Here is a 19,794-nt window from a genome sequence, read left to right as displayed (position 1 = left end):
TCGCTCTACCATTGTGGTCTTCAGAAATATGCTGGTTGAAAAAGGCTTATTCGACAAAGCTTTCCATAAAATCGTCCTCTATGCCCAAGAAAAGGGCTTTCTCAAAGATTGCTTGGGCGGAGCTGATTCTACCGTTATCGAAACTACTCAAAAAATCGATCGTTTTAAAAATCCCTTCGGAAAATATTCACTTCTTAACCGGTCTCAATATTGTCCTTCTTAGTAGACATACAATAGCATTCTCGTCCAAGAAAGTCAAGATATATTTGAGGTTGTTTAAAAAGGCAATTCGACTACTTTACGATAAAAGCTTTTTCTTGTTCGGTCCCATGCAAACAGGGGAAAGCACGTTTCTAGGATAGAAGATCAGATATTTTGAATATCGGGTCAAAATCGTAATCTTTTAGCGCTTCCGTGGAGCCTTCTTCGCGGTCGACGACAGAAATTACTTTAATGACTTTTACCCCAAGCTCTTTTACGGCTTTTATCGCCTCAAGCGCGGAGCCTCCCGTCGTTGCAACATCTTCGACTATAACAACATTATAATTAGGGGCAATTATGCCTTCCACTCTTTTTTTTGTGCCGTGCTCTTTTTCTTTTTTCCTTACAATAAATCCTGGAATATCGCTTAGAGCTACGACCGATGAAGTGATCGGGTCGGCTCCCAAGGTTAGGCCGCCGATCGCGTCTACTTTCAAGCCTTTGATCTTTTCAAGTATTATCTTTGCTATCAATCTCGCGCCTTTTGGATGAAGGGTGATCTTCCTGCAGTCAATATATATGTTGCTTTTCTTGCCTGAAGATAGCGTGAATTCGCCGGTTTTTACCGCTTCAACTTCAAATAATAGTTTCTTTAGTTCCTCGCGCATGGGTCCATTATAACAGGGATTGGGAGGGAGGAGCAAGGAGAAGCAGGAAATTCGGGCACATGGACGCAGACCGGAAAGAAGATAACCCTGGAAGCGGCAAGCTTTTAACAAAATTTTACTTGACAAACAAAAATTATTTGGTAATAATAAAGAAATAGTGGGGCAAAGATGAAAAACTTAATAATGTTGATCGTATTGGTTCTCGTGTTGTTTTCCGGGATCGCTGGGCTTTTCGGGTGCGGGGGAGTGAACGTAGATTATACTACGGACACAACAACCACAACTTCAACAACCACTACAACTTTAGCAGGTTCAGCAACGACTACGACGACAACAACAACGACTACGACGACAACAACAACGACTACGACGACAACAACAACGACTACGACGACTACCACCACATCTACAAGCACCTCGACAACATCAACAACGATTTTGTATTCTGTGTCAGGTACTTTAAAGAAAGGAACTTCTGTTGCAGGCACATATCTTATCGGAATATATTCTACAGTTCCGGCACCCGGGGTCTCCCCAGTGTCTTCTGAGTCGGGCTCTTGGGGAGCAGTAACAACTTTTGCTTTTACATTTACTACATTAGAAGCAAGGACATATTATTTATCCGGGCAAGGCCCATCTTCCGGAGACCCAACAGCCATCGCAACTTCATTGCCTGTAACATTCGAGGCCGGAAATTCGGGCACATGGACGCAGACAGGTAAATTGCTAACCCTTGAAGCTAATTAATATATTCTTGCTTTGACTCTTTAATAGGCTCGCCTTATAATACCAGTGAATGAAAAAAGCAACCCTGAGCTTTCTCCTTTTTCTTGTGCTTATTTGCCCATCTTTTGCTGTTACCTACACAGTTACAAATTGCTCCTCATCTGTTTTGGCCCCGGGATCCCTTCCATGGGCGATAAATAATGCGAATACCGAATTTGGCACGGTTGAAGTAGCTTTTAATATTCCATCAAGCGAAGCAGGGTTTACAACCGAAGCGCAGGCTTCTTTCTGGAGGATCGCGTTAACAGAGCCATTAATATTGCTGCACAACGGGATCTATATTAACGGCAGCAGCCAAACATCAAATGAAGGGAATACAAATCCTTATGGCCCCGAGATCGAGCTTACAAAGGGAACAACAACTAGCCTGGAAGCTATCATAAAGATCCAATCCGTTAATTATTGTACAGTTGAAGGCCTTGCGATCAACAATTCCCTGAATTATGGGATCATGATAAATTTCAGCAATTATAATCGGGTCAAAAATTGCTTTATCGGCGCGTCAATAACTGGAGAGACCTCGAAGCCCAATATATTAGACGGAATATATGTTCAGGGCGGAAATTATAATATTATTGGCGGGGCGGCAAGCCTTGAGTCAAATATTATATCCGGCAACGGAAGGCACGGAATACACTTGAACAGCTCGAACTCGAACCAAATAATCGGGAACAGGGTAGGGACGGGGACTTCTGATTCAACCGCATTGGGCAATGCCAATTACGGCATATTTTTTGAGAACGAGACATATAGCCAAACTGTCGAATCGAATATTATTGCGAATAACGGCAATGTGAATTTTCCCGGCGGTATATTTTTGGATGGGACCCTTACGCGATACAACAAGATCGCAAGGAACAGGTTTTTTTCAAATTATGGGGATGGCATCAAGCTTTCAAACGCATCAAACCAAAATGTTCAGCCGCCGGTCATTTTAACATCGGAAGCATATTCCCAGTCAAACAGGACTTTTATTTCGGGGACGTCAAACGCTAATTCCTATATCGACGTATTTCGCGTTGAAACGCCCGAAGCCGATTCCGCGGGCGAAGGAAAATATTTGGTCGCTTCAACCGAGGCGGATAGCCTGGGGCAATGGTCCGCGTATGCCCCAAGTAATTTAGGCGGTTTAAGAATAACCGCGGCCCAAACCGATACAAGCTTGAACACTTCGCAGTTTGCAGGCAATGCGGGCCCCCAATCCCTTACGGTCGAGTACAGGCCGGATTTGGAAATCGGGCTTGTTTCGTCAGGATCTGATTATATAGGGTCAAACGTCATCAATACTTCAGGATTTATGCAAACAAAGTCGAAGTCAGATATTGCAGGGAGAAAAGCAACATTTTTTATAAGGGCGACAAATACCGGCTCAACCGGCGAATCGTTCCTATTTACCGGGACATCCGGGGATCCAAGCTGGGAAGTTAATTATTATAACGCGACTTCTGAAGGAACAAATATTACTTCGCAGGCGACTCGCGACGGCTATTCCACAGCGGTACTTGGGACATCGAAATCGACCCTATTGAGAATGGAGATCAGCGCAAAAGTAACGCAAAATATCACAAAGAATATTTTCATCTCCGCCGCGTCAAAGAACAGTGCATTCAAAAAAGATGTTGTCCTTGCAACGACTGTCGCAACGATCGGCCCGCAGGCATTGGAGAATTTTACATTTATTGCCCCTGCGTCTGCCGATGCAAAATTGCCGTTTATTGCCACATTCGAAGCCCGCAAAGCTGATGGCACGATCACGACGGAAGTAAATAATATTACCTTGTTATCAGTAGACCTTGGGACAATAACTCCGGAATCAATCGATGCATCACAGTTTACCGATGATGGCATCTGGGCGGGGGAAATTATCCTGTCAAAAGGCGGGACGAGAACTATAAGGGCGGCGTGCGGCTCAAAGGCCAGCAGTTTTACAATATTGACATACAACGGGACATCCGAGTTTTCTGACAGCTCGCTTGGGGTGACTGTTTCTGTCCCGAACGGGGCGGCATCAGATGAAGTAACTATCACTATCTCCGAGCTTGCAACCCTTCCAGGCGATCCGCCAGCATCAATGTGGCAAGCAGGCAGGATTATTTCGCTCACTTCAAATGTTGCTGTATTTGTTAAGCCGCTAACTATCACTTTTCCATTATATAGCGGAGTTAAATCTCCAAAAGTTTATTATTGGACAGGAAGCCAATGGAGCCAAAGCGGGATCACGCAAAAATCAACGACCGATACTTCAATTACTTTTGATTCAACTCATTTGACCGTTTTTACCCCGTTCTCTCCGGCGCAAGCCGCGCAATATATTTTTGGCCCAAGCCCGTATAGCCCGGAAAAAGACGGAGCCGCATATTTCTGGTACTGGCTTAATTCGCAAAAGAACACCGCGCTCTACATATTCGATCTCGCGGGGAATGCGGTTTGTAAAAAGGAATTTGCATCCGGCTCAAATGGCGCCCTCGGCGGAATGAATTCGGTCTCTTGGGACGGCAGAAGCAACTATGGGCGGTATTTGGAAAACGGAACATATATGTATCAAATAATCCAAGAAAACCGCGCGATTTCACGCGGAAAGTTTATTATTTTGAAATAAGCGCGGCCAATTTATTTTTTTCGGCCCTTTCAGCCAGGATCGTGCCTATGGGAATATTAGTCCAGCCTGAATACCTGAATTCCATCGGTCCTATGTTGAATTTTATTGATACTTTATACCAATTGGTATCTTCTGAAACATCCAGGAGCTTTACTTCCATGGGGATTTGATAGACAAGTTTTGATTGCGAGGATGGCGCAGAATATAACTCCTTTATGCCGACAGAGCTTCTAATTGTTGCATAAGAGCATGAAAAAAGCACTATTATGAACATTGCGGTAATTAGCGATCTTATAGCTTCCATCGAAGCTCACCTCTATAAGTACTATCGAAATGAGGGCTGTGGAACTTGTGTTAATTTATTGAGCTAACTGGGGGTTTGCGGTTTATTTTCTCTAACCTTTCTGATATTAAACCGATCGCCCCCTCCTCTTGTATAACCCGAAAAGATATCAAATAATTGTCTTTGCTGGAAAGCTGCGTAAACATAAACTGTTACGGTCCCTCTTCCCCTGCCTCTAACAGATCTGGCGCTATTTGCTTCAATATTTATCCCAACATCGCCTATTTCTTTCGAGATATCGCTATAGAGGCCTATCCTATCCGCGAAATTGAATGTTATTTTTAATGCAAGCGGCTTTCTCTTTTTCGCTTTTAATTTTTGGATATATCTTGCGAATAACTCTTCAATTTTGAGCGCGACGTCGAGCGGAGAAAGTTTTCCAAGCAGTATGGCGGTAAACAGGTCATTAAGTTTGGCTATTTCTAAATCTTTAAATGAATTTGTTAATTCCGAAAATAAGGCTTTCCTTAAAGGAATGTCTTTCATTATTCCCGCAGCCGTCAGATGAAGCCCTTTTTCTTTAAGCATATCATTTAGCGCCTTAACCGCCAGTTTTCGCGCGTGGGCCTTATTAAAAGCCAAGAGGTTGGAAAAATATGAGCGAAGCTTCCTGTGGCTTTCTGACAAGGCCGTCCACCTGAACCATTCAGGCGTTGGATCCGCGGCACCCTTGATAATTCTGACAACATCTCCTTCTTTGAGTTGACAAGCTAACGGCCGGTCTACGCCATTTATTCTGGCGCTTATTGCGGAAAGCCCTATATCCCCATGCACGCTGAAGGCAAAATCAAGCACAGTTGAGCCATACGGAAGCTCGAGCCTCTTCATCCTCGGGGTATAAACTTTAATGCGAAAAGAAACCTGTCCGATTCCATTAATGATTTTTTTAACATCGAGCCCTCTTTCATTCAAAATGTGTAATAATTGATTGAAAAACGTCGGTTGAAGCTTCCACCAATCTTCTGACGAAACAGTTAAGAATCCTCGATCGGCTGTATCGTTCATTTCAGGCGTCCTGATCTGGACCCTTAGCACCCCTGCGCCTGAAACTGCAAGCCATACATGTATCCCTTGGTACGTGTTTGGCTTGGGATTCGCGATATAGTTCTTTATGCTTCCCTCAATGGGCCGATATAATCCATAAATAATGGGAAGGATCGCATAGCAATCTTGTTCAGTTGGGACTGTTATCGATATTGATTGTGCATCAAAAGCTTCTCCCGGATTTTCGCCGCGCTTAAAAGAAATATTATAGTGCTCATAATAAGTTCTTGGAGAGAGACCGATTTCTGCCCCAAAACTTTTTAATGCATCCTGTATTGTTGCGAGCGCCGGCGCAAATAATTTTTTGTTTTCAGCTCTTAACTTATCGATCCCAAATTTTGTTCTTTTAAATTCATCAGGCATTAGATATTGGAAAGACAGATCTTCAAGTTCTCTTTTTTCCAATCCAAGCCCTAATGCATTTGCAAGCGGCACATAAATATCTAGTGTTTCCTTTGCCATCCTTTTCCTTGCGTTAGGGCTAAGATGTATTAATGTGCGCATATTATGGAGGCGGTCAGCTAATTTTATCAGGATAACCGCTATATCCCTTTTCATGCCAAGCAAGATTTTCTGATATGTTTCGACTTGCGCGCGCTCGACCTCCGCAGATTCAAATGAATCAATTTTTGTAACAGCATCAACCAACCTTGCCACTCTTTTGCCGAAAGCGGCTTTTATTTCCTGGATTGTAATTTTCGTATCTTCGACCACGTCATGAAGCAGCCCCCCTGATATTATTTCAGGGTCTTTAACTCCTAACTCGTATGCCAAAATTTCGGCAACTGCAGCAGGATGCGCGGCAAAGGGTTCCCCGGATTTTCTAAATTTGCCACTGTGCGCATTCCATGCGTATTCTTGAGCCCTCACGACAAGCGCCAAATTTGGGTTAGGATCAGATGATGCAAGGCGGCGGCAGACCGCATCAAACGAAGCAAAGATGCCTAATTGAGGCGGGTTTGTTAAATATGGGAATACGCTCCCAAGAAAATCCGCCTGCCTTGGAGTTAAGCCGAGGGCTTGCACGCGAATGTCAGGCGGCCTCAATATTATTGGATAACTTTTTTGCCCCGATGCAGCACCGGAGCGAACTATTGGCATAGCCATGCAGTATTATCTGCCAGAGATCGCAAAAATTTCAGTTAGAACTTGAAAATTTCTTTTACTTTCTTTTTTGCCTCTTCTTCAAGCCTTTTTTTGTCTTCTTCCAGCTTTTTTTTCTGTTCATCGATCGCTTGCTGGGCCTTAGTTTCTATCTCAACTTTTTTCGCGTTTATCTTCACTTTGAATTTCCCTACTATGGCTTCAAGCGGTTTTTGGAAAAGAGGGGACGGGAATGGCTTAAAAAGAGACCCTTGCATTTCGAAATCCACGGAGAGCAAGCCTTTTTCATCTTTAAAAAGAGAGAATTCTTTTGGAAGGTTTTGAGCGATGGCCGGATTAAATTTTAGGTTCAATCTGTTGCCCTTCCTATATTCCATCTTGTTGAAATCAAGATCTCCAGAAAAATTCACCTGGACATCGGTATCTTGAAGCTGAAGCTTTTCAATCCGCATTATTTTGTTTGCAACCGACGCGTTAACCCGAAGGCCGCTTACCGCCATATCGTGCTTTAACATATTTACGCCGTATTGTTCGCCGATGCTCGCAAACGACTTGATCCTATGTATCCTGCCTTTTGAAAGAAGGATGACCCCAGACGCTTTTAAGTTAGTAAACGCGTCGGGCATTTCAATGCCTGCGCCTTTGAGAGACATCGAAATGTTGAGCGCCCCTTCGATATTGTTCTTCATGTCGATCATTGTCGGCAGGAACGAATCGATCATATCGTTCAAGAACGGGGTCGACGAAAACCCGTGCAGTTCGAGCTTGCCAAGCGAATACGAAAGATTTGGGAGGTCAAACGTGATGCCTTTTGCAAAGAGCTTCCCTTTGTAGGCCGAAAAATCCTTTATATCCATGTTAAGCGTGCGATGTTTCAAATTGGCGGAAAATGCCAGCCTATCGAGTTTTAATGTTTTGAGCGTGACATTTTTAAGGTCGAAATTGGCTGAAACCGTGAGATTTGACGGGATCCAGGAAAAGGATTTCTTTAGGGATTTCGTGAGCGCGCCTTGGGGGCTTTTTTTCTTTGATCCGGGATCCGGAGCTCCTGCCGCGAAGATCGCTAAAAGATGGTCGAGCTCGATTTTGTTCGATGACAGCGACAACGAAATATTAGGGTTGGTTTTTAAGCCTTTAAGTTCGCCTGAAAAAGCCAAAGTATCACCCGCGATCGATAATACCGAATTTTTTATTTCACCTTTGTCGCCGCTAATATCTATGCCAATATTTGTCGCAAAAGATAACGGGATAGTCTTCCCAAGATATGAGCCTGCTGCCGCGGCTTTGATCTCTATCGGCTTTAACGCGAAAAGCGTTATATTCGAAATTGAAACATTGACGTTCTTTAGCCCGCTTTTTCCCGTGAAATGATCGATGTAAACGAGTTCGCCGTCGGATATCTTGAAATTATTGACCAAAAGGTCGATCGCACCCGGATTTGCAGGGTTTGCCCTTTTATAGGGCTTTATTTTTTTTGTTTTTGGCTCGGCGAAAATATCGCTGAAATTAAATTCACCGTTCTGATTTTTTTCGACCGATATCCTAGGCCTTACAAAATTGATCTCGGGGATCACTATTTTTCTCTGCAGCAGAGGCAGGAACGCATATTTTAGCTCCAAGACGTCAGCTGACACCATATGGTCTTTTGAAAATCCCGGAGCATTCGCTATTGTCACGCCTTTAAGTTTTATTCCCGAAAATAAATTAAACGAAGCGCTTTTGATCGTTACTTCATGATGGATCTGTTCGGACAACCTTTTTGCGGCGTAATCTTTTATTTTATTTATCGGAAGAAAAAAATAAAGAAGAATCGAGGCAGCGATCATAAGGCCGATACCCGCGCCAATTAAGATCAATGTCCATTTGGCGAAATTTCTCATTCGAAAATTTCCGCGTCCTTCAAGCTCGGGTGGAGCTTGTCCCGATCCGATACGATCATCTCCGACACAAGGTCCGTCGGCCACTTGATGCCAATGTCCGGATCGTTCCAAAGGATCGCGCGCTCGTCTTTTGCGCTATACATGCCGGTGCATTTATAAATTACTTCCGTATCGTCTTCGAGGGCGATAAAGCCATGGGCGAAACCCGGCGGGAAATAGAGCATCTTTTTATTTTCTTCGGACAATATCTCACCGTACCACTTTCCAAAAGTCTTTGAGCTTTTCCTGATATCGACGCCGACATCAAAAATACTGCCCTTTACGGCTTTCACAAGCTTGCCCATGGGAGTCGGCGGTATTTGATAATGAAGCCCCCGCACAACGCCTTTTTTCGAGCTTGAGTGGTTGTCCTGGACAAATAGGTCCGTAAATCCGCATTTTGCGTATTCGTCCTTATTGTAGTATTCCATGAAAAATCCGCGGCTGTCTTCGAAGGCTTTGGGCTCAATTATCAATAATCCGGAAAGGGGCGATTCTGTAAATTTGAATTTCATGCCCTATTTTAGCACGGCGCGCCTCCGCGCTTCAATGTGAATCATCAGGACTGAAACATCCGCGGGAGATACGCCGGCGATCCTTGATGCTTGCCCGAGGGATTGGGGCCTATGCTTATCGAGTTTTTGTCTTGATTCCGTGGATAACGTATTTATTGAACTGTAATCCACCCAATCAGGGATCTGCCAATCGTCCAGTTTCTTGAATTTCTCGACTTGTTTTATTTGTCTTGAGATATATCCTTCATATTTCTTCGATATTTCTATCTGCTCTGCAACTTCAGGTGAAATCGCATCCACTTGCTTGATCGCTTCTTTCTTTTTTTGGAAAGCATCAAATCTTTCTTTCGAGATCAAGCCTACGTCGTGCCCCTTTTCTGTTAAACGAAGGTCAGCGTTGTCTTGCCGAAGCAATAATCTGTATTCGGACCTGGACGTCAGCATTCGATAGGGTTCTTCTATGTCTTTTGTTATCAGATCATCAATAAGCGTTCCAATATAGCCTTCGTCCCTGCGAATGATGAGCGATTCTTTGTTCTTTACTAATTGTGCCGCATTTATACCGGCTATTATTCCTTGAGCGGCCGCCTCTTCATATCCGGAGGTCCCGTTTATTTGCCCGGCACAAAATAATCCGGAAACAACTTTTGTTTCAAGCGAATATTTTAATTGCGATGGCGGCACATAATCATATTCAACGGCATATCCTGGTCGCAGCATCTCGACATTTTCTAGTCCAACCATCGTTCTTAACATTTGTAATTGAACATCAGCCGGAAGGCTTGTGCTTAAGCCTTGAGCGTACATTTCCAAAGTATCTCTTCCGGTGGGTTCGATAAAACATTGATGAGAAGTTTTTTCGGGAAATCTTATGACTTTATCTTCGATCGAAGGGCAATAGCGCGGCCCGATGCCTTTGATCTTTCCTTGATAAAGCGGCGATCGATCAAGATTTGCTCTAATTATTTCGTGCGTCTTCTCGTTTGTCCAAGTCAAATGGCAGGGGGCTTGGGGCAGGCATGTTGGGCTGTTGGCCTGTTGAGCTGTTAGCCCGTATTGTAAATATTCCCATACGAAAGAGAACATCTTTGGCGGTTCGTCGCCGGGTTGGATGGTCATTTTTGAAAAATCGATGCTTTTTTTGTTCAATCTTGCCGAGGTTCCTGTTTTCAATCGTCCCAGCGTAAGCCCAATTTTCTGCAAGCTTTCAGATAGCCCTTTTGAGGGCAATTCTCCCGCACGGCCGGCTTCCATGTGTTCCATTCCGATGTGGATGAGTCCGTTTAGAAAAGTTCCCGTAGTGATGATCACTGTTTTGCTTTCATAGATTGTGCCTAGTTTGGAGAGGACGCCTGTAATGCGTTTGGAGGAAGCGTCGGGTGAATCGTCAGGCGTTGTGAGGATTTCGGCTACTATCTCCTGCTTCAAATCGAGATTTTGCTGCTCTTCAAGTATTTTCTTCATTAATCGATGGTAATCTTCGCGGTCGGATTGGGCGCGGAGGGCGTGAACGGCGGGGCCTTTATTTGTATTCAAAGTCTTCATTTGAAGATAGGTAAGGTCGGTTGTTATTCCCATTTGCCCGCCAAGCGCATCTATTTCGCGCACTAATTGGCTTTTGGCTGGCCCACCGATCGCCGGGTTGCAGGACATGTAGGCGATCGTGTCTAGATTAATTGAAAGCAATAGCGTTTGGCATCCGAGGCGAGCGGAAGCAAGCGCGGCCTCGATCCCTGCATGCCCAGCGCCAATAACTATCACATCGTATTTTTTGGGGTAAATGTTAGGATTTGTCATAAATGGAACCGGTAGCTATCCTCGCTTGTCACGGATTATGTAAACCACTCCGAGGGTTTCGCCGATAGCATCATGGATCTTGTTGGCATTTATTAACGAAGGAATACATTCTCCGAGCGGGTCGCACAAGTCAACTTGATATCTCTCAATTTCCAGGTTTTTATTAACAACCTCTTTGTATAACTGATCGTATTTTGCCCTGTCAACGAAAAGCTTGAAGATGGGCTTGCCCAGGATATCTTCTTTTGGCGCATGGAAGAATTTATGCGCTTCGTCGTTTACGAGTATTACCGTTCCATCAAGGTCTGTTACAATAAGCGAATCAGGCATGGTCTCGATTATTATATCCGCCGCAAGGCTTGGGGATATTGCAAATAGGCTGTATTGCCGCATTGCAAAATATATGAAAATATTCATCAATGCCAGGTCGAAAACTACGGTCGGCCAAAACAGCCTGGCGCCCATAAAAACCGGCAATAACTGGTCTGTCGTTACTCCGATCGCGGTTGGGACAAGGGATCCGATAGCGATTATTAGGGCTTGGTTCCTTACTGTCTTTTGGGGGGCTTTCCTTGAATAGGCAAAAAGAAGGACAATACCTATGCTCAAATATATTATTGTCTGTGCGGCAAAAATAAGATACGCAAATGACGGCTGGCTTACGATCCCAATATGCGTTATCTCATAATATGAATACATCCAATTCGTGAATATAAATACCGCGCTGACAATGATCACGGGCAAATAAAATAAAATAAAATTGACCTTTTTGTTTAAAAAACCATCCTTCTTTGTAAAGACTAGGACAAAATGGAGGAACATGGCGAAAGTTAATGCCAGCAGAACGCCGCATATCCGATTAATATCGCGCGCCAGGTCGAGCGTGAAGGCGATCCTTAACGAATATTCAAACAATGCTGATAAAAATGCCACAAGCGCAAAACGCGCAAAAAATCTTGCTGATCTGTTCTCATAGTGCCTGGAATACATGTTAAATGAGGTCAGCAGGATGAATAGGGCGGCTGCAAGCTCAAAATATGAGAAAAACATTGACATTTTAATAAATTATAATGCACTTCCAGCCGTTTGGCAACTATGATATAATAATATTTTGATGAAATACAAAAGAATTCTCCTCAAGCTTTCCGGCGAAATTTTTGGCGGTAAATTAAAATACGGCCTGGACCATGAAACGTTGGAAAACATTGCGCATGAGATCGAAAAAGTCAGGCGCCATAACATACAAATAGCGATCGTTGTCGGCGGAGGGAATATTTTCAGGGGGCTTACAGGATCGGCTTCCGGCATGGACCGCGCCACAGGCGATTACATGGGAATGCTTGCAACAGTAATTAATGCCCTTGCAATGCAGGATGCGCTTGAGCGCATAGGCGTATATGCTAGAGTCATGACCGCGATCGAAATGAGACAGATCGCCGAGCCATTTATCAGAAGAAGAGCTCTGCGGCACATGGAAAAGGGAAGGGTCGTAATTTTAGCCGCGGGGACGGGCAATCCTTATTTTTCAACGGATACGACCGCGGCGCTTAGGGCCGCCGAGCTTGATTCCGACGTAATTATCAAAGCCACTAAAGTCGACGGCATTTACGATAAAGATCCCATGCTCCATACGGAGGCTAAGAAATTTTCAAAAATATCGTATATGGATGTTTTAAATAAAGGGCTTAAGGTGATGGACTCAACCGCGGCGTCTTTATGCATGGACAACAATATCCCGATAATAGTCCTGGATCTTATGAAAAAAGGCAATGTTTCCAAAGCCGCTGTCGGGAAAAAAGTCGGGACTCTGGTCTCAAAATAAGGGGGCACATTGTGCAAGTAAAAGATGCCGAAAATAAAATGAAGAAAGCAATAGATGCTTTTAAAAAAAATCTTGCGGGGATAAGGACCGGACGAGCGGCGCCGGGGCTTATAGACCATATTTTGGTCGAATATTATGGGACGCAGGTCCCATTAAAACAGATCGCTTCAATATCTGTCCCAGAACCAAGACAGCTTGCGGTCCAGCCTTTTGATAAAAGCGCGATGCAGGGCATCGAAAAAGCGATATTAAAATCCGATCTCGGCATCAACCCGAAAGTTGAAGGCGGCATGATAAGGCTTATGCTTCCACAGCTTACCGAAGAGCGCCGACGGGACCTGATCAAAATAATAAAAAAAGAAAATGAAGAAGCAAAAGTTTCGATCAGAAATATCAGGCGCGATGCCATGGATGCGCTAAAAACCGCAAAAGACAAAAAAGAAATTACTGAAGATATCCAAAAAGCGAAAGAAACCGAACTCCAAAAAGTTACAGACCGCGAAACCTCCGAAATCGACAAGCTTTCGACCCAAAAAGAAAAAGAGATACTAGAAGTCTAACTTTTTATGGAAATCCCCCAGCATATTGCAATAATAATGGACGGCAATGGCAGGTGGGCTAAAAAGCGCGGGCTTCCACGGATCGCAGGACACAAGGTCGGCGTCGACGCGCTAAAAGAGATCGTCAAAGTATGCGGAGAGATCGGAATAAAATATTTGACCGTTTATGCGTTTTCCACCGAGAATTGGAAAAGGCCGCAAGATGAAGTCTCTTTTCTAATGAATTTATTTTTCGACACGCTTGAGAGAGAAGTGAACGAATTAGATAAAAACAACGTACGCTTGCGGTTCCTCGGGAGATTAATGGATTTCAATCCAAAACTACAGGAAAAGATCGAGAACTCCGTTGAAAAACTTTCAAAGAATACGGGGCTGAATTTGAATGTCATGGTGAATTATGGGGGAAGGGCGGAGATCGTCGACGCGGTAAATGAGATAGCAGAAAGCAGAGAGCAGAAAACAGAGCGCGGGGATAAGATTTCTGAACAAGATATCCAAAATCATTTGTATACCAGAGGCATTCCTGACCCCGATCTATTGATCCGGACGGCGTCGGAAATGAGGATATCTAATTTTTTGCTTTGGCAGATAGCTTATGCGGAAATTTATGTTGCAGATGTCTTCTGGCCGGATTTTAGAAGGGCTGAATTGATGAAAGCGATCGAATCTTTTTGCAAGCGCGAGCGGCGATACGGCAAAACTTCGGAGCAGCTAAAATGATCCCGAAAGGGCTGATACCAAGGCTTACGACAATACTTCTTGGCGCCCCTGTTATTTGGGCTTGTGTTTATTTTGGCGGGCTTTATCTCCTTTCTTTGGTGCTTGTTTTGGCGATTTTTTCAGTTAATGAATTTTATAATTTGATGATGAAGAAAGGCTATTACCCGGCTTATTGGGTCGGCAACGTCATGACGATCTTCTTCATAGTTTTCTCATATTATTCGTTGAACAAAAGCTGGGAGCCCGCACACTCGGCGATATTAACTATAGCGGCAATGCTGGCGCTTATGTCCGGAATATTTTTAAAAAGAGAAAAAGACACTATCGTCGATGTCGCCGTTACCTTGTTGGGGATGATCTATATTGGATGGTTTTTCAGCTATTTCCTTTTTATCAGGAATTTGACTGAACACGGCGCATATTTATTCTTTTTGATGTTTACGATCTGGGCGATGGACATTGTTGCTTATCTTGTGGGCAAAAAATTCGGCAAGCATAAGATAGCGCCATCTATCTCGCCCAATAAATCATGGGAAGGCGCGATCGCGGGATTTATTGTATGCGTGATCGCGGCAGATATTTTTTCGGGCTTTGTGTTGATCAACGGGACGCATGCGCTTATTATGGGTTCGATAATCGGCATCGTGGCGCAGCTTTCAGACCTAGTCGAGTCGGTCATAAAGCGCGATGCCGGGGTCAAAGATGCGAGCAATCTTCTTCCTGGACATGGCGGCATTTTAGATAGGATGGATTCATTTATTCTGACCGTTCCGATCCTCTATTATTATATAGTTTGGACAATACTTAAATAATGACAAATTTCAAATGACAAATGTCAAATTGAGGAATTAATTATATGGGAAAACAGATCGAAAATCTAATCAAGATGGCGTTGGCGGAGGATATTGGATCGGGCGATGTTACAAGCGATGCGATAATTGGTAAAGATCGGAAAACAAAAGCTGTTATTATCGCAAAAGAGGCAGGAATAATAGCCGGCCTTCCTTTGGCACAAATGGTTTTCAATGTTCTGGATAAAAAAGTTAAATTTGTTTATAAAATCAAAGATGGTTCTAAAGTAAAAAAGGGACAAATAGTTGCCGAGATTTCCGGGCCAGCAAGATCGATCTTGATCGGCGAGCGATTGGCTTTGAACTTCTTACAGAGGCTTTCAGGGATTGCGACGCTGACTGGCGAATATGTAGCAAGGGTCAAGGGGCAAAGGGCGAAAATTCTTGATACCAGAAAAACCATGCCTCTTTGGCGCGGAGCGGATAAATACGCCGTTCTCGCCGGCGGCGGGCAGAATCATCGGATGGGACTTTATGATGCTATTCTAATAAAAGATAATCATATCAAAATTGTTGGGGGAGTTTCGGCGGCGATAAAGAAGGCACAAGGGGCAAGGGTCAAGGGTCAGGGCAAAATAATAATTGAGATTGAAGCAGGAAATATCGCGGAAGTTAAGGAAGCCATATCTGCCGGAGCAGATAGGATTCTTTTGGATAATATGAATTTGAAAATTTTAAAACAAGCTGTTGTTCTTTGCAAAAAAGCAAAGATCGCGACCGAGGCGTCGGGCGGGGTCAATCTTCAAAATGTTCGCTCAATCGCAAAAACAGGTGTCGATTTTATTTCTGTCGGCGCGCTTACGCATTCACCGAAGGCGCTGGATATTAGCCTTAAGATTGTTTAACGGCTCATCCGCACGACCCTTGACGGCAATGCTATAATTAGTCCCCATGGAAAAAGTATATAAATTAAAACCATCTTTTGGTACAAGCGCGCCTCCATCGCTTACAATTAAGTATGATCAGGAGCTTAATGCCGAACAGCTTCCTGTTGTTAAGTCGGAAAACGGCCCCGCACTAATTATCGCAGGAGCCGGTTCCGGTAAAACCAGGACTATTACCTATCGCGTGGCGTATCTTGTCGAGTCCGGAATTCCTCTAAGCAATATCCTTCTTGTGACATTCACTAACAAAGCGGCGAAGGAAATGATCTTCCGAGTTGAAGGGTTATTGCGCAGAGACCTAAAAGGCTTATGCGCGGGAACTTTTCACCATATTGGGAATCTAATATTACGAAAACATGCGAAGAAGATCGGCTTCGAACAGAATTTTACGATCCTAGACCGCGCGGATTCCAAATATCTTCTCGATAAATCGCTGAAAGCTTCCGAAGTTGATACGAAATCTCGCAGGTTCCCGAAAGCCGATGTTCTTCAAGATGTATTAAGCTATGCCGTAAATACATTATTGCCGCTCAATGAAGTCATAGAAAAAAAATATCCGCATTTGTTCGAATTACAAGCGGAGATCAAATTGGTGTTCCAAATATATGATCAAAAAAAACGCGAACAAAATTTGATGGACTTTGACGACCTTCAAAGCAAATGGCTTGAATTGCTCCAGAACAATCCCGATGTGTTGCGCGAATATTCCGAAAGATTCTTTCATATTTTAGTTGATGAATATCAAGATACGAACACGATCCAAGCGCAAATTATTGATCTTCTCGCTTCTTATCACAAAAACCTAACGGTTGTCGGGGATGATTCGCAAAGTATTTATTCTTTTAGGGGCGCCGAGTTTAGAAACATCATAGATTTCCCTGTTAGATATCCAAATTGCAAGGTATACAAATTGGAAACAAACCATAGATCGACCCCTGAAATACTAGACCTTGCAAACGATAGTATTAAGAATGCCGTCGAGAGATTTGAAAAAAATCTAAAGGCGATCAGGAAGAAAGGAAAACCGCCGGCGCTTCTATCTTTCAGGGATGTTTTTGAGCAGGCAAACTTTGTCGCCCAAAGAATCCTTGAGCTAAATGATGAGGGCATGTCATTTACAGATATGGCTGTTATATATCGATCGCATTATCACTGTTTAGAGCTTCAGATGGAGCTAACAAGGCGCGGCATCCCGCATGAAGTTAGATCTGGCATGAGGCTTTTTGAAGAAGCGCATATTAAAGATGTTATTGCTTACATGAAGATCTTCCATAACGCGCAAGACGGCATTTCTTGGCTGAGAATATTGAAATTAATTCCAGGAGTAGGGCAAAAAACCGCGGAGAAGATTATTGAAACAATGAGACGATTAATGAAAAATGTGGAAACCGGCGACAGTATCGTCGCGGTTTCCAAAAATATTGGGAACCGCGAGGTTTACTCGCAGGTTCCCGGATCAGCCAAAGATGCCTTCTCTAAATTCCAATCTTTGCTGAAAGTATTGGCCAATATGACAAACACTCCATCCGTAATGTTCTCAACTATCGTTGACAGCGGCTATGCCGACTATTTGAGAATGACTTATCCTAATGCCGGGATGAGGCTTGACGAAATTGAAGAACTTGCCAACTACGCATCATCATATAAAAATCTCGAAGAATTTCTTTCTGCTCTTGCTTTGGTTGGTGGCGTCGCGGCTGAAGAAATATCAGAAACAAAAACTACAAGCGAAAAAGAAGCAGTCGTTTTAACTACCGTCCATCAAGCGAAAGGGCTTGAATGGAAGGCTGTTTTTGTAATATGGCTCGCGGACGGCAGATTCCCGTCATATTTAACTTTCGGGAATCCAAAAGAACTTGAGGAAGAAAGACGGGCTTTTTATGTTGCGATTACTCGAAGTAAAGATCAATTATATTTGTCCTATCCTATTATATATAGGTCGTACGAAGGCGAGATCGTAATGAAGGCAAGCCGGTTCATCAAAGAAATATCGGAAAATAGATATGAAAAGTGGCTGATAGAAGGCGACGACGATGGGGATTTTTTTACCCCCTCTCTTTCTCTCCCTTATCAAGGGGGAGATGTCCCGAAGGGACAGAGGGGGTCTATGCCGACAATGAGTACTTTTGAGGGAAGTAAGCCGGGCAATTTATATGAAGACGACTTCCTCGAGTTCGATAATACTCCCTCCGCACCATCCAAACCGGTTAATCGAGAAAAATTCTTTTGGGAAAAATGATATAATCTTAACATGGCTTTATCTATTGGGATTGTCGGTCTTCCAAACGTCGGCAAATCATCGCTATTCAATGCGCTCTCAAGGGCGAAAGCGAATGTCTCAAATTATCCCTTTTGTACGATCGATCCAAATATCGGAGTTGTAGAAGTTCCAGACGATCGCCTGGATTATCTTACAAAACTTTTCAGTTCAAAAAAAACTATTCCGACCTGCATCGAATTTTATGATATTGCAGGCCTTGTGAAGGGCGCGGCACAGGGAGAGGGCCTTGGTAATAAATTCCTTTCACATATAAGAGAAGTCGACGCCATTGCCCATGTTGTAAGATGTTTCAAGGACCCGAATATTACACACGTATCGGGGAATGTCGATCCAAAACGCGATATCGAAGTTATCAATCTTGAATTAATATTAGCCGATCTCTCTCAGGTAGAGAAGAAAATGTCAGGAATAAAGCCTAGAATGAAATCTCAAGATAAAACAGCCGCAAAAGAATCCGAAATTCTTTTAAAACTGAAAAATGGCCTTTCTGCCGGGACGCCTGCAAGAGAAATCAACCTTTCCGATGATGAGAAGCTTTTGGTTAAAGATCTATCTTTGCTAACAATTAAGCCAATATTATATGTAGCCAATATTGACGAAACAGGGGATATGCAGGGCGTATCTGTAATTGAGGAGATAGCTAAAAAAGAAGGCGCCAAGGTCATAACGATCTCGACAAAGCTCGAAGCCGAGATAGCCGAGCTTCCGCCCGATGAAGCGCAAGCGTTCATCGAAAGCATGGGATTTAAAGAATCAGCGCTTAAAAAATTGATCCATACCGGATATGAGCTTCTAAACTTAATTACCTTCTTTACGGCAGGGGACAAAGAATCTCGAGCTTGGACAATAACTAGAGGAACAAAGGCTCCGCAAGCTGCAGGTAAGATCCATTCCGATATGGAAAAGGGTTTTATTGCTGCCGAGATCATTCATTATAAGGATATGGTTGAATGTGGATCTTTTGCCGCCTGCCGCGATCGAGGGTTACTGCATACCGAAGGCAAAAGTTACGAGTTCCAGGATGGGGATATAGTGATCATCCGCTTTAACGTTTAATCTTTGGCATTTTTGTTTTGGGCGGGGTTGATACAACTTTTCCTGATGGCAAAAGATACACGATCTTTCCGTTTCGCATATAAACAGCGGGAACACCAAGCCTTTTATGCTCTAACAGGGCCTTTTTGACTCCTTCATTCAGGGCTTTTTCAGCCATTTGCCCAAGATCAACTGTTTTATTATGTGTTGCCATATTATTTCTCCTCGGTTAGAGAACTTTTGAAAAATTTAAAATATTCCTGATTAACAATCGATAATTTATTATCGATATTATTGGCAACCAATTCCGCCAATTTGCGCGAATTATCAAACAGGTACCAGCCATCCGCTAAGTCCCTATAAGTATACCAAAAATTATGCCTGGAGCGAAGGTATCTTCTCCTTATTGTTTCTTCTGGAATATCATGGCCTCCTGATTCAACCCTATATTTCACCCTGTTGACGGCCAACTCAACAGATGCAATATCTAAAAAAAAGATATGAACATTATAATTTGCACTCTTCGTGTCAAATCATCTAAGAACCTAACCGAAAGCGGGTATCGTTTTATCAACTAAAACCTGATCATAAGCCTCCTCTTCGTTTGCCGGTGATTTCTTGCCACTTCTCTGTCTTTTTGTTCTATAGGCCTTGTAAAGCGAATA

Annotated in this window: 15 protein-coding genes and 1 pseudogene; 8 read left to right on the top strand and 8 right to left on the bottom strand. The window is 43.4% G+C overall.

The features are described from left to right. Window positions 1-353: 353 nt before the first annotated feature. Window positions 354-869 (bottom strand): orotate phosphoribosyltransferase, encoded by a 516-nt coding sequence (locus HZC34_07240; protein MBI5701613.1) that lies wholly within the window; start codon window positions 867-869, stop codon window positions 354-356. Window positions 870-1,037: 168 nt separating this feature from the next. On the opposite strand from HZC34_07240, the gene HZC34_07235 reads away from it, so the two are divergent. Together HZC34_07235 and HZC34_07230 are read left to right on the top strand one after the other, a co-directional pair. Beyond that, complete coding sequence (locus tag HZC34_07235) at window positions 1,038-1,616, top strand: hypothetical protein (protein ID MBI5701612.1); 579 nt, start codon at window positions 1,038-1,040, stop codon at window positions 1,614-1,616. A gap of 49 nt (window positions 1,617-1,665) precedes the next feature. Beyond that, window positions 1,666-4,254, top strand: a complete 2,589-nt coding sequence (locus HZC34_07230; GenBank protein ID MBI5701611.1) for a right-handed parallel beta-helix repeat-containing protein — start codon at window positions 1,666-1,668, stop codon at window positions 4,252-4,254. Here the strand turns inward: HZC34_07230 and HZC34_07225 are convergent. The 6 genes from HZC34_07225 to HZC34_07200 form a co-directional block, all read right to left on the bottom strand. Continuing rightward, the gene (locus HZC34_07225; GenBank protein ID MBI5701610.1) at window positions 4,241-4,558 is read right to left on the bottom strand and encodes a hypothetical protein; all 318 of its coding nucleotides are present in this window, start codon (window positions 4,556-4,558) and stop codon (window positions 4,241-4,243) included. The genes HZC34_07230 and HZC34_07225 overlap by 14 nt on opposite strands. A 63-nt stretch (window positions 4,559-4,621) precedes the next feature. Further along, entirely contained in the window at window positions 4,622-6,748 is a 2,127-nt protein-coding gene (locus HZC34_07220; protein MBI5701609.1) for an HD domain-containing protein, read from the bottom strand. Window positions 6,749-6,783: 35 nt separating this feature from the next. Beyond that, entirely contained in the window at window positions 6,784-8,625 is a 1,842-nt protein-coding gene (locus HZC34_07215; protein ID MBI5701608.1) for an AsmA family protein, read from the bottom strand. Further along, complete coding sequence (gene rfbC / locus HZC34_07210) at window positions 8,622-9,179, bottom strand: dTDP-4-dehydrorhamnose 3,5-epimerase (protein MBI5701607.1); 558 nt, start codon at window positions 9,177-9,179, stop codon at window positions 8,622-8,624. Before rfbC ends, HZC34_07215 begins: the two co-directional genes overlap by 4 nt. Before the next feature lie 3 nt (window positions 9,180-9,182). Beyond that, window positions 9,183-10,976, bottom strand: coding sequence for a tRNA uridine-5-carboxymethylaminomethyl(34) synthesis enzyme MnmG (mnmG, locus tag HZC34_07205; protein MBI5701606.1), 1,794 nt, complete (start codon window positions 10,974-10,976; stop codon window positions 9,183-9,185). Window positions 10,977-10,991: 15 nt separating this feature from the next. Further along, window positions 10,992-12,032, bottom strand: coding sequence for a PAS domain-containing protein (locus tag HZC34_07200; GenBank protein MBI5701605.1), 1,041 nt, complete (start codon window positions 12,030-12,032; stop codon window positions 10,992-10,994). A 58-nt stretch (window positions 12,033-12,090) separates the two neighbouring features. On the opposite strand from HZC34_07200, the gene HZC34_07195 reads away from it, so the two are divergent. The 6 genes and pseudogenes from HZC34_07195 (at window position 12,091) to ychF (ending at window position 19,150) form a co-directional block, all read left to right on the top strand. Then, on the top strand, window positions 12,091-12,798 hold the full coding sequence (locus HZC34_07195) for a UMP kinase (GenBank protein MBI5701604.1): 708 nt from the start codon (window positions 12,091-12,093) through the stop codon (window positions 12,796-12,798). Beyond that, window positions 12,693-14,078, top strand: a pseudogene (locus HZC34_07190) (isoprenyl transferase). The gene HZC34_07195 and the pseudogene HZC34_07190 overlap by 106 nt, the downstream one beginning before the upstream one ends. Further along, window positions 14,075-14,890, top strand: coding sequence for a phosphatidate cytidylyltransferase (locus tag HZC34_07185; protein MBI5701603.1), 816 nt, complete (start codon window positions 14,075-14,077; stop codon window positions 14,888-14,890). The pseudogene HZC34_07190 and the gene HZC34_07185 overlap by 4 nt, the downstream one beginning before the upstream one ends. A gap of 44 nt (window positions 14,891-14,934) precedes the next feature. Continuing rightward, window positions 14,935-15,774: a carboxylating nicotinate-nucleotide diphosphorylase gene (gene nadC / locus HZC34_07180; GenBank protein MBI5701602.1), complete on the top strand. Its 840-nt coding sequence runs from the start codon at window positions 14,935-14,937 to the stop codon at window positions 15,772-15,774. A 46-nt stretch (window positions 15,775-15,820) separates the two neighbouring features. Continuing rightward, window positions 15,821-18,052, top strand: a complete 2,232-nt coding sequence (locus tag HZC34_07175) for an ATP-dependent helicase (GenBank protein ID MBI5701601.1) — start codon at window positions 15,821-15,823, stop codon at window positions 18,050-18,052. Window positions 18,053-18,064: 12 nt separating this feature from the next. After that, window positions 18,065-19,150: a redox-regulated ATPase YchF gene (ychF, locus tag HZC34_07170; protein ID MBI5701600.1), complete on the top strand. Its 1,086-nt coding sequence runs from the start codon at window positions 18,065-18,067 to the stop codon at window positions 19,148-19,150. Here ychF and HZC34_07165 read toward each other — a convergent pair. Further along, the gene (locus tag HZC34_07165; protein MBI5701599.1) at window positions 19,140-19,343 is read right to left on the bottom strand and encodes a hypothetical protein; all 204 of its coding nucleotides are present in this window, start codon (window positions 19,341-19,343) and stop codon (window positions 19,140-19,142) included. The genes ychF and HZC34_07165 overlap by 11 nt on opposite strands. Window positions 19,344-19,794: the final 451 nt, after the last annotated feature.

The sequence above is a fragment of the Candidatus Saganbacteria bacterium genome (assembly GCA_016223245.1).
Classification (GTDB): domain Bacteria; phylum Margulisbacteria; class WOR-1; order XYC2-FULL-46-14; family XYC2-FULL-37-10; genus JACRPL01.
This window is presented reverse-complemented; position numbering and strand designations above follow the sequence as displayed.

Bases quoted from the DNA above. Each gene is read 5' to 3' on its own strand.
- HZC34_07240 (MBI5701613.1), bottom strand. From the start codon at position 869: ATGCGCGAGGAACTAAAGAAACTATTATTTGAAGTTGAAGCGGTAAAA.
- HZC34_07235 (MBI5701612.1), top strand. From the start codon at position 1,038: ATGAAAAACTTAATAATGTTGATCGTATTGGTTCTCGTGTTGTTTTCC.
- HZC34_07230 (MBI5701611.1), top strand. From the start codon at position 1,666: ATGAAAAAAGCAACCCTGAGCTTTCTCCTTTTTCTTGTGCTTATTTGC.
- HZC34_07225 (MBI5701610.1), bottom strand. From the start codon at position 4,558: ATGGAAGCTATAAGATCGCTAATTACCGCAATGTTCATAATAGTGCTT.
- HZC34_07220 (MBI5701609.1), bottom strand. From the start codon at position 6,748: ATGGCTATGCCAATAGTTCGCTCCGGTGCTGCATCGGGGCAAAAAAGT.
- HZC34_07215 (MBI5701608.1), bottom strand. From the start codon at position 8,625: ATGAGAAATTTCGCCAAATGGACATTGATCTTAATTGGCGCGGGTATC.
- rfbC (MBI5701607.1), bottom strand. From the start codon at position 9,179: ATGAAATTCAAATTTACAGAATCGCCCCTTTCCGGATTATTGATAATT.
- mnmG (MBI5701606.1), bottom strand. From the start codon at position 10,976: ATGACAAATCCTAACATTTACCCCAAAAAATACGATGTGATAGTTATT.
- HZC34_07200 (MBI5701605.1), bottom strand. From the start codon at position 12,032: ATGTCAATGTTTTTCTCATATTTTGAGCTTGCAGCCGCCCTATTCATC.
- HZC34_07195 (MBI5701604.1), top strand. From the start codon at position 12,091: ATGAAATACAAAAGAATTCTCCTCAAGCTTTCCGGCGAAATTTTTGGC.
- HZC34_07185 (MBI5701603.1), top strand. From the start codon at position 14,075: ATGATCCCGAAAGGGCTGATACCAAGGCTTACGACAATACTTCTTGGC.
- nadC (MBI5701602.1), top strand. From the start codon at position 14,935: ATGGGAAAACAGATCGAAAATCTAATCAAGATGGCGTTGGCGGAGGAT.
- HZC34_07175 (MBI5701601.1), top strand. From the start codon at position 15,821: ATGGAAAAAGTATATAAATTAAAACCATCTTTTGGTACAAGCGCGCCT.
- ychF (MBI5701600.1), top strand. From the start codon at position 18,065: ATGGCTTTATCTATTGGGATTGTCGGTCTTCCAAACGTCGGCAAATCA.
- HZC34_07165 (MBI5701599.1), bottom strand. From the start codon at position 19,343: ATGGCAACACATAATAAAACAGTTGATCTTGGGCAAATGGCTGAAAAA.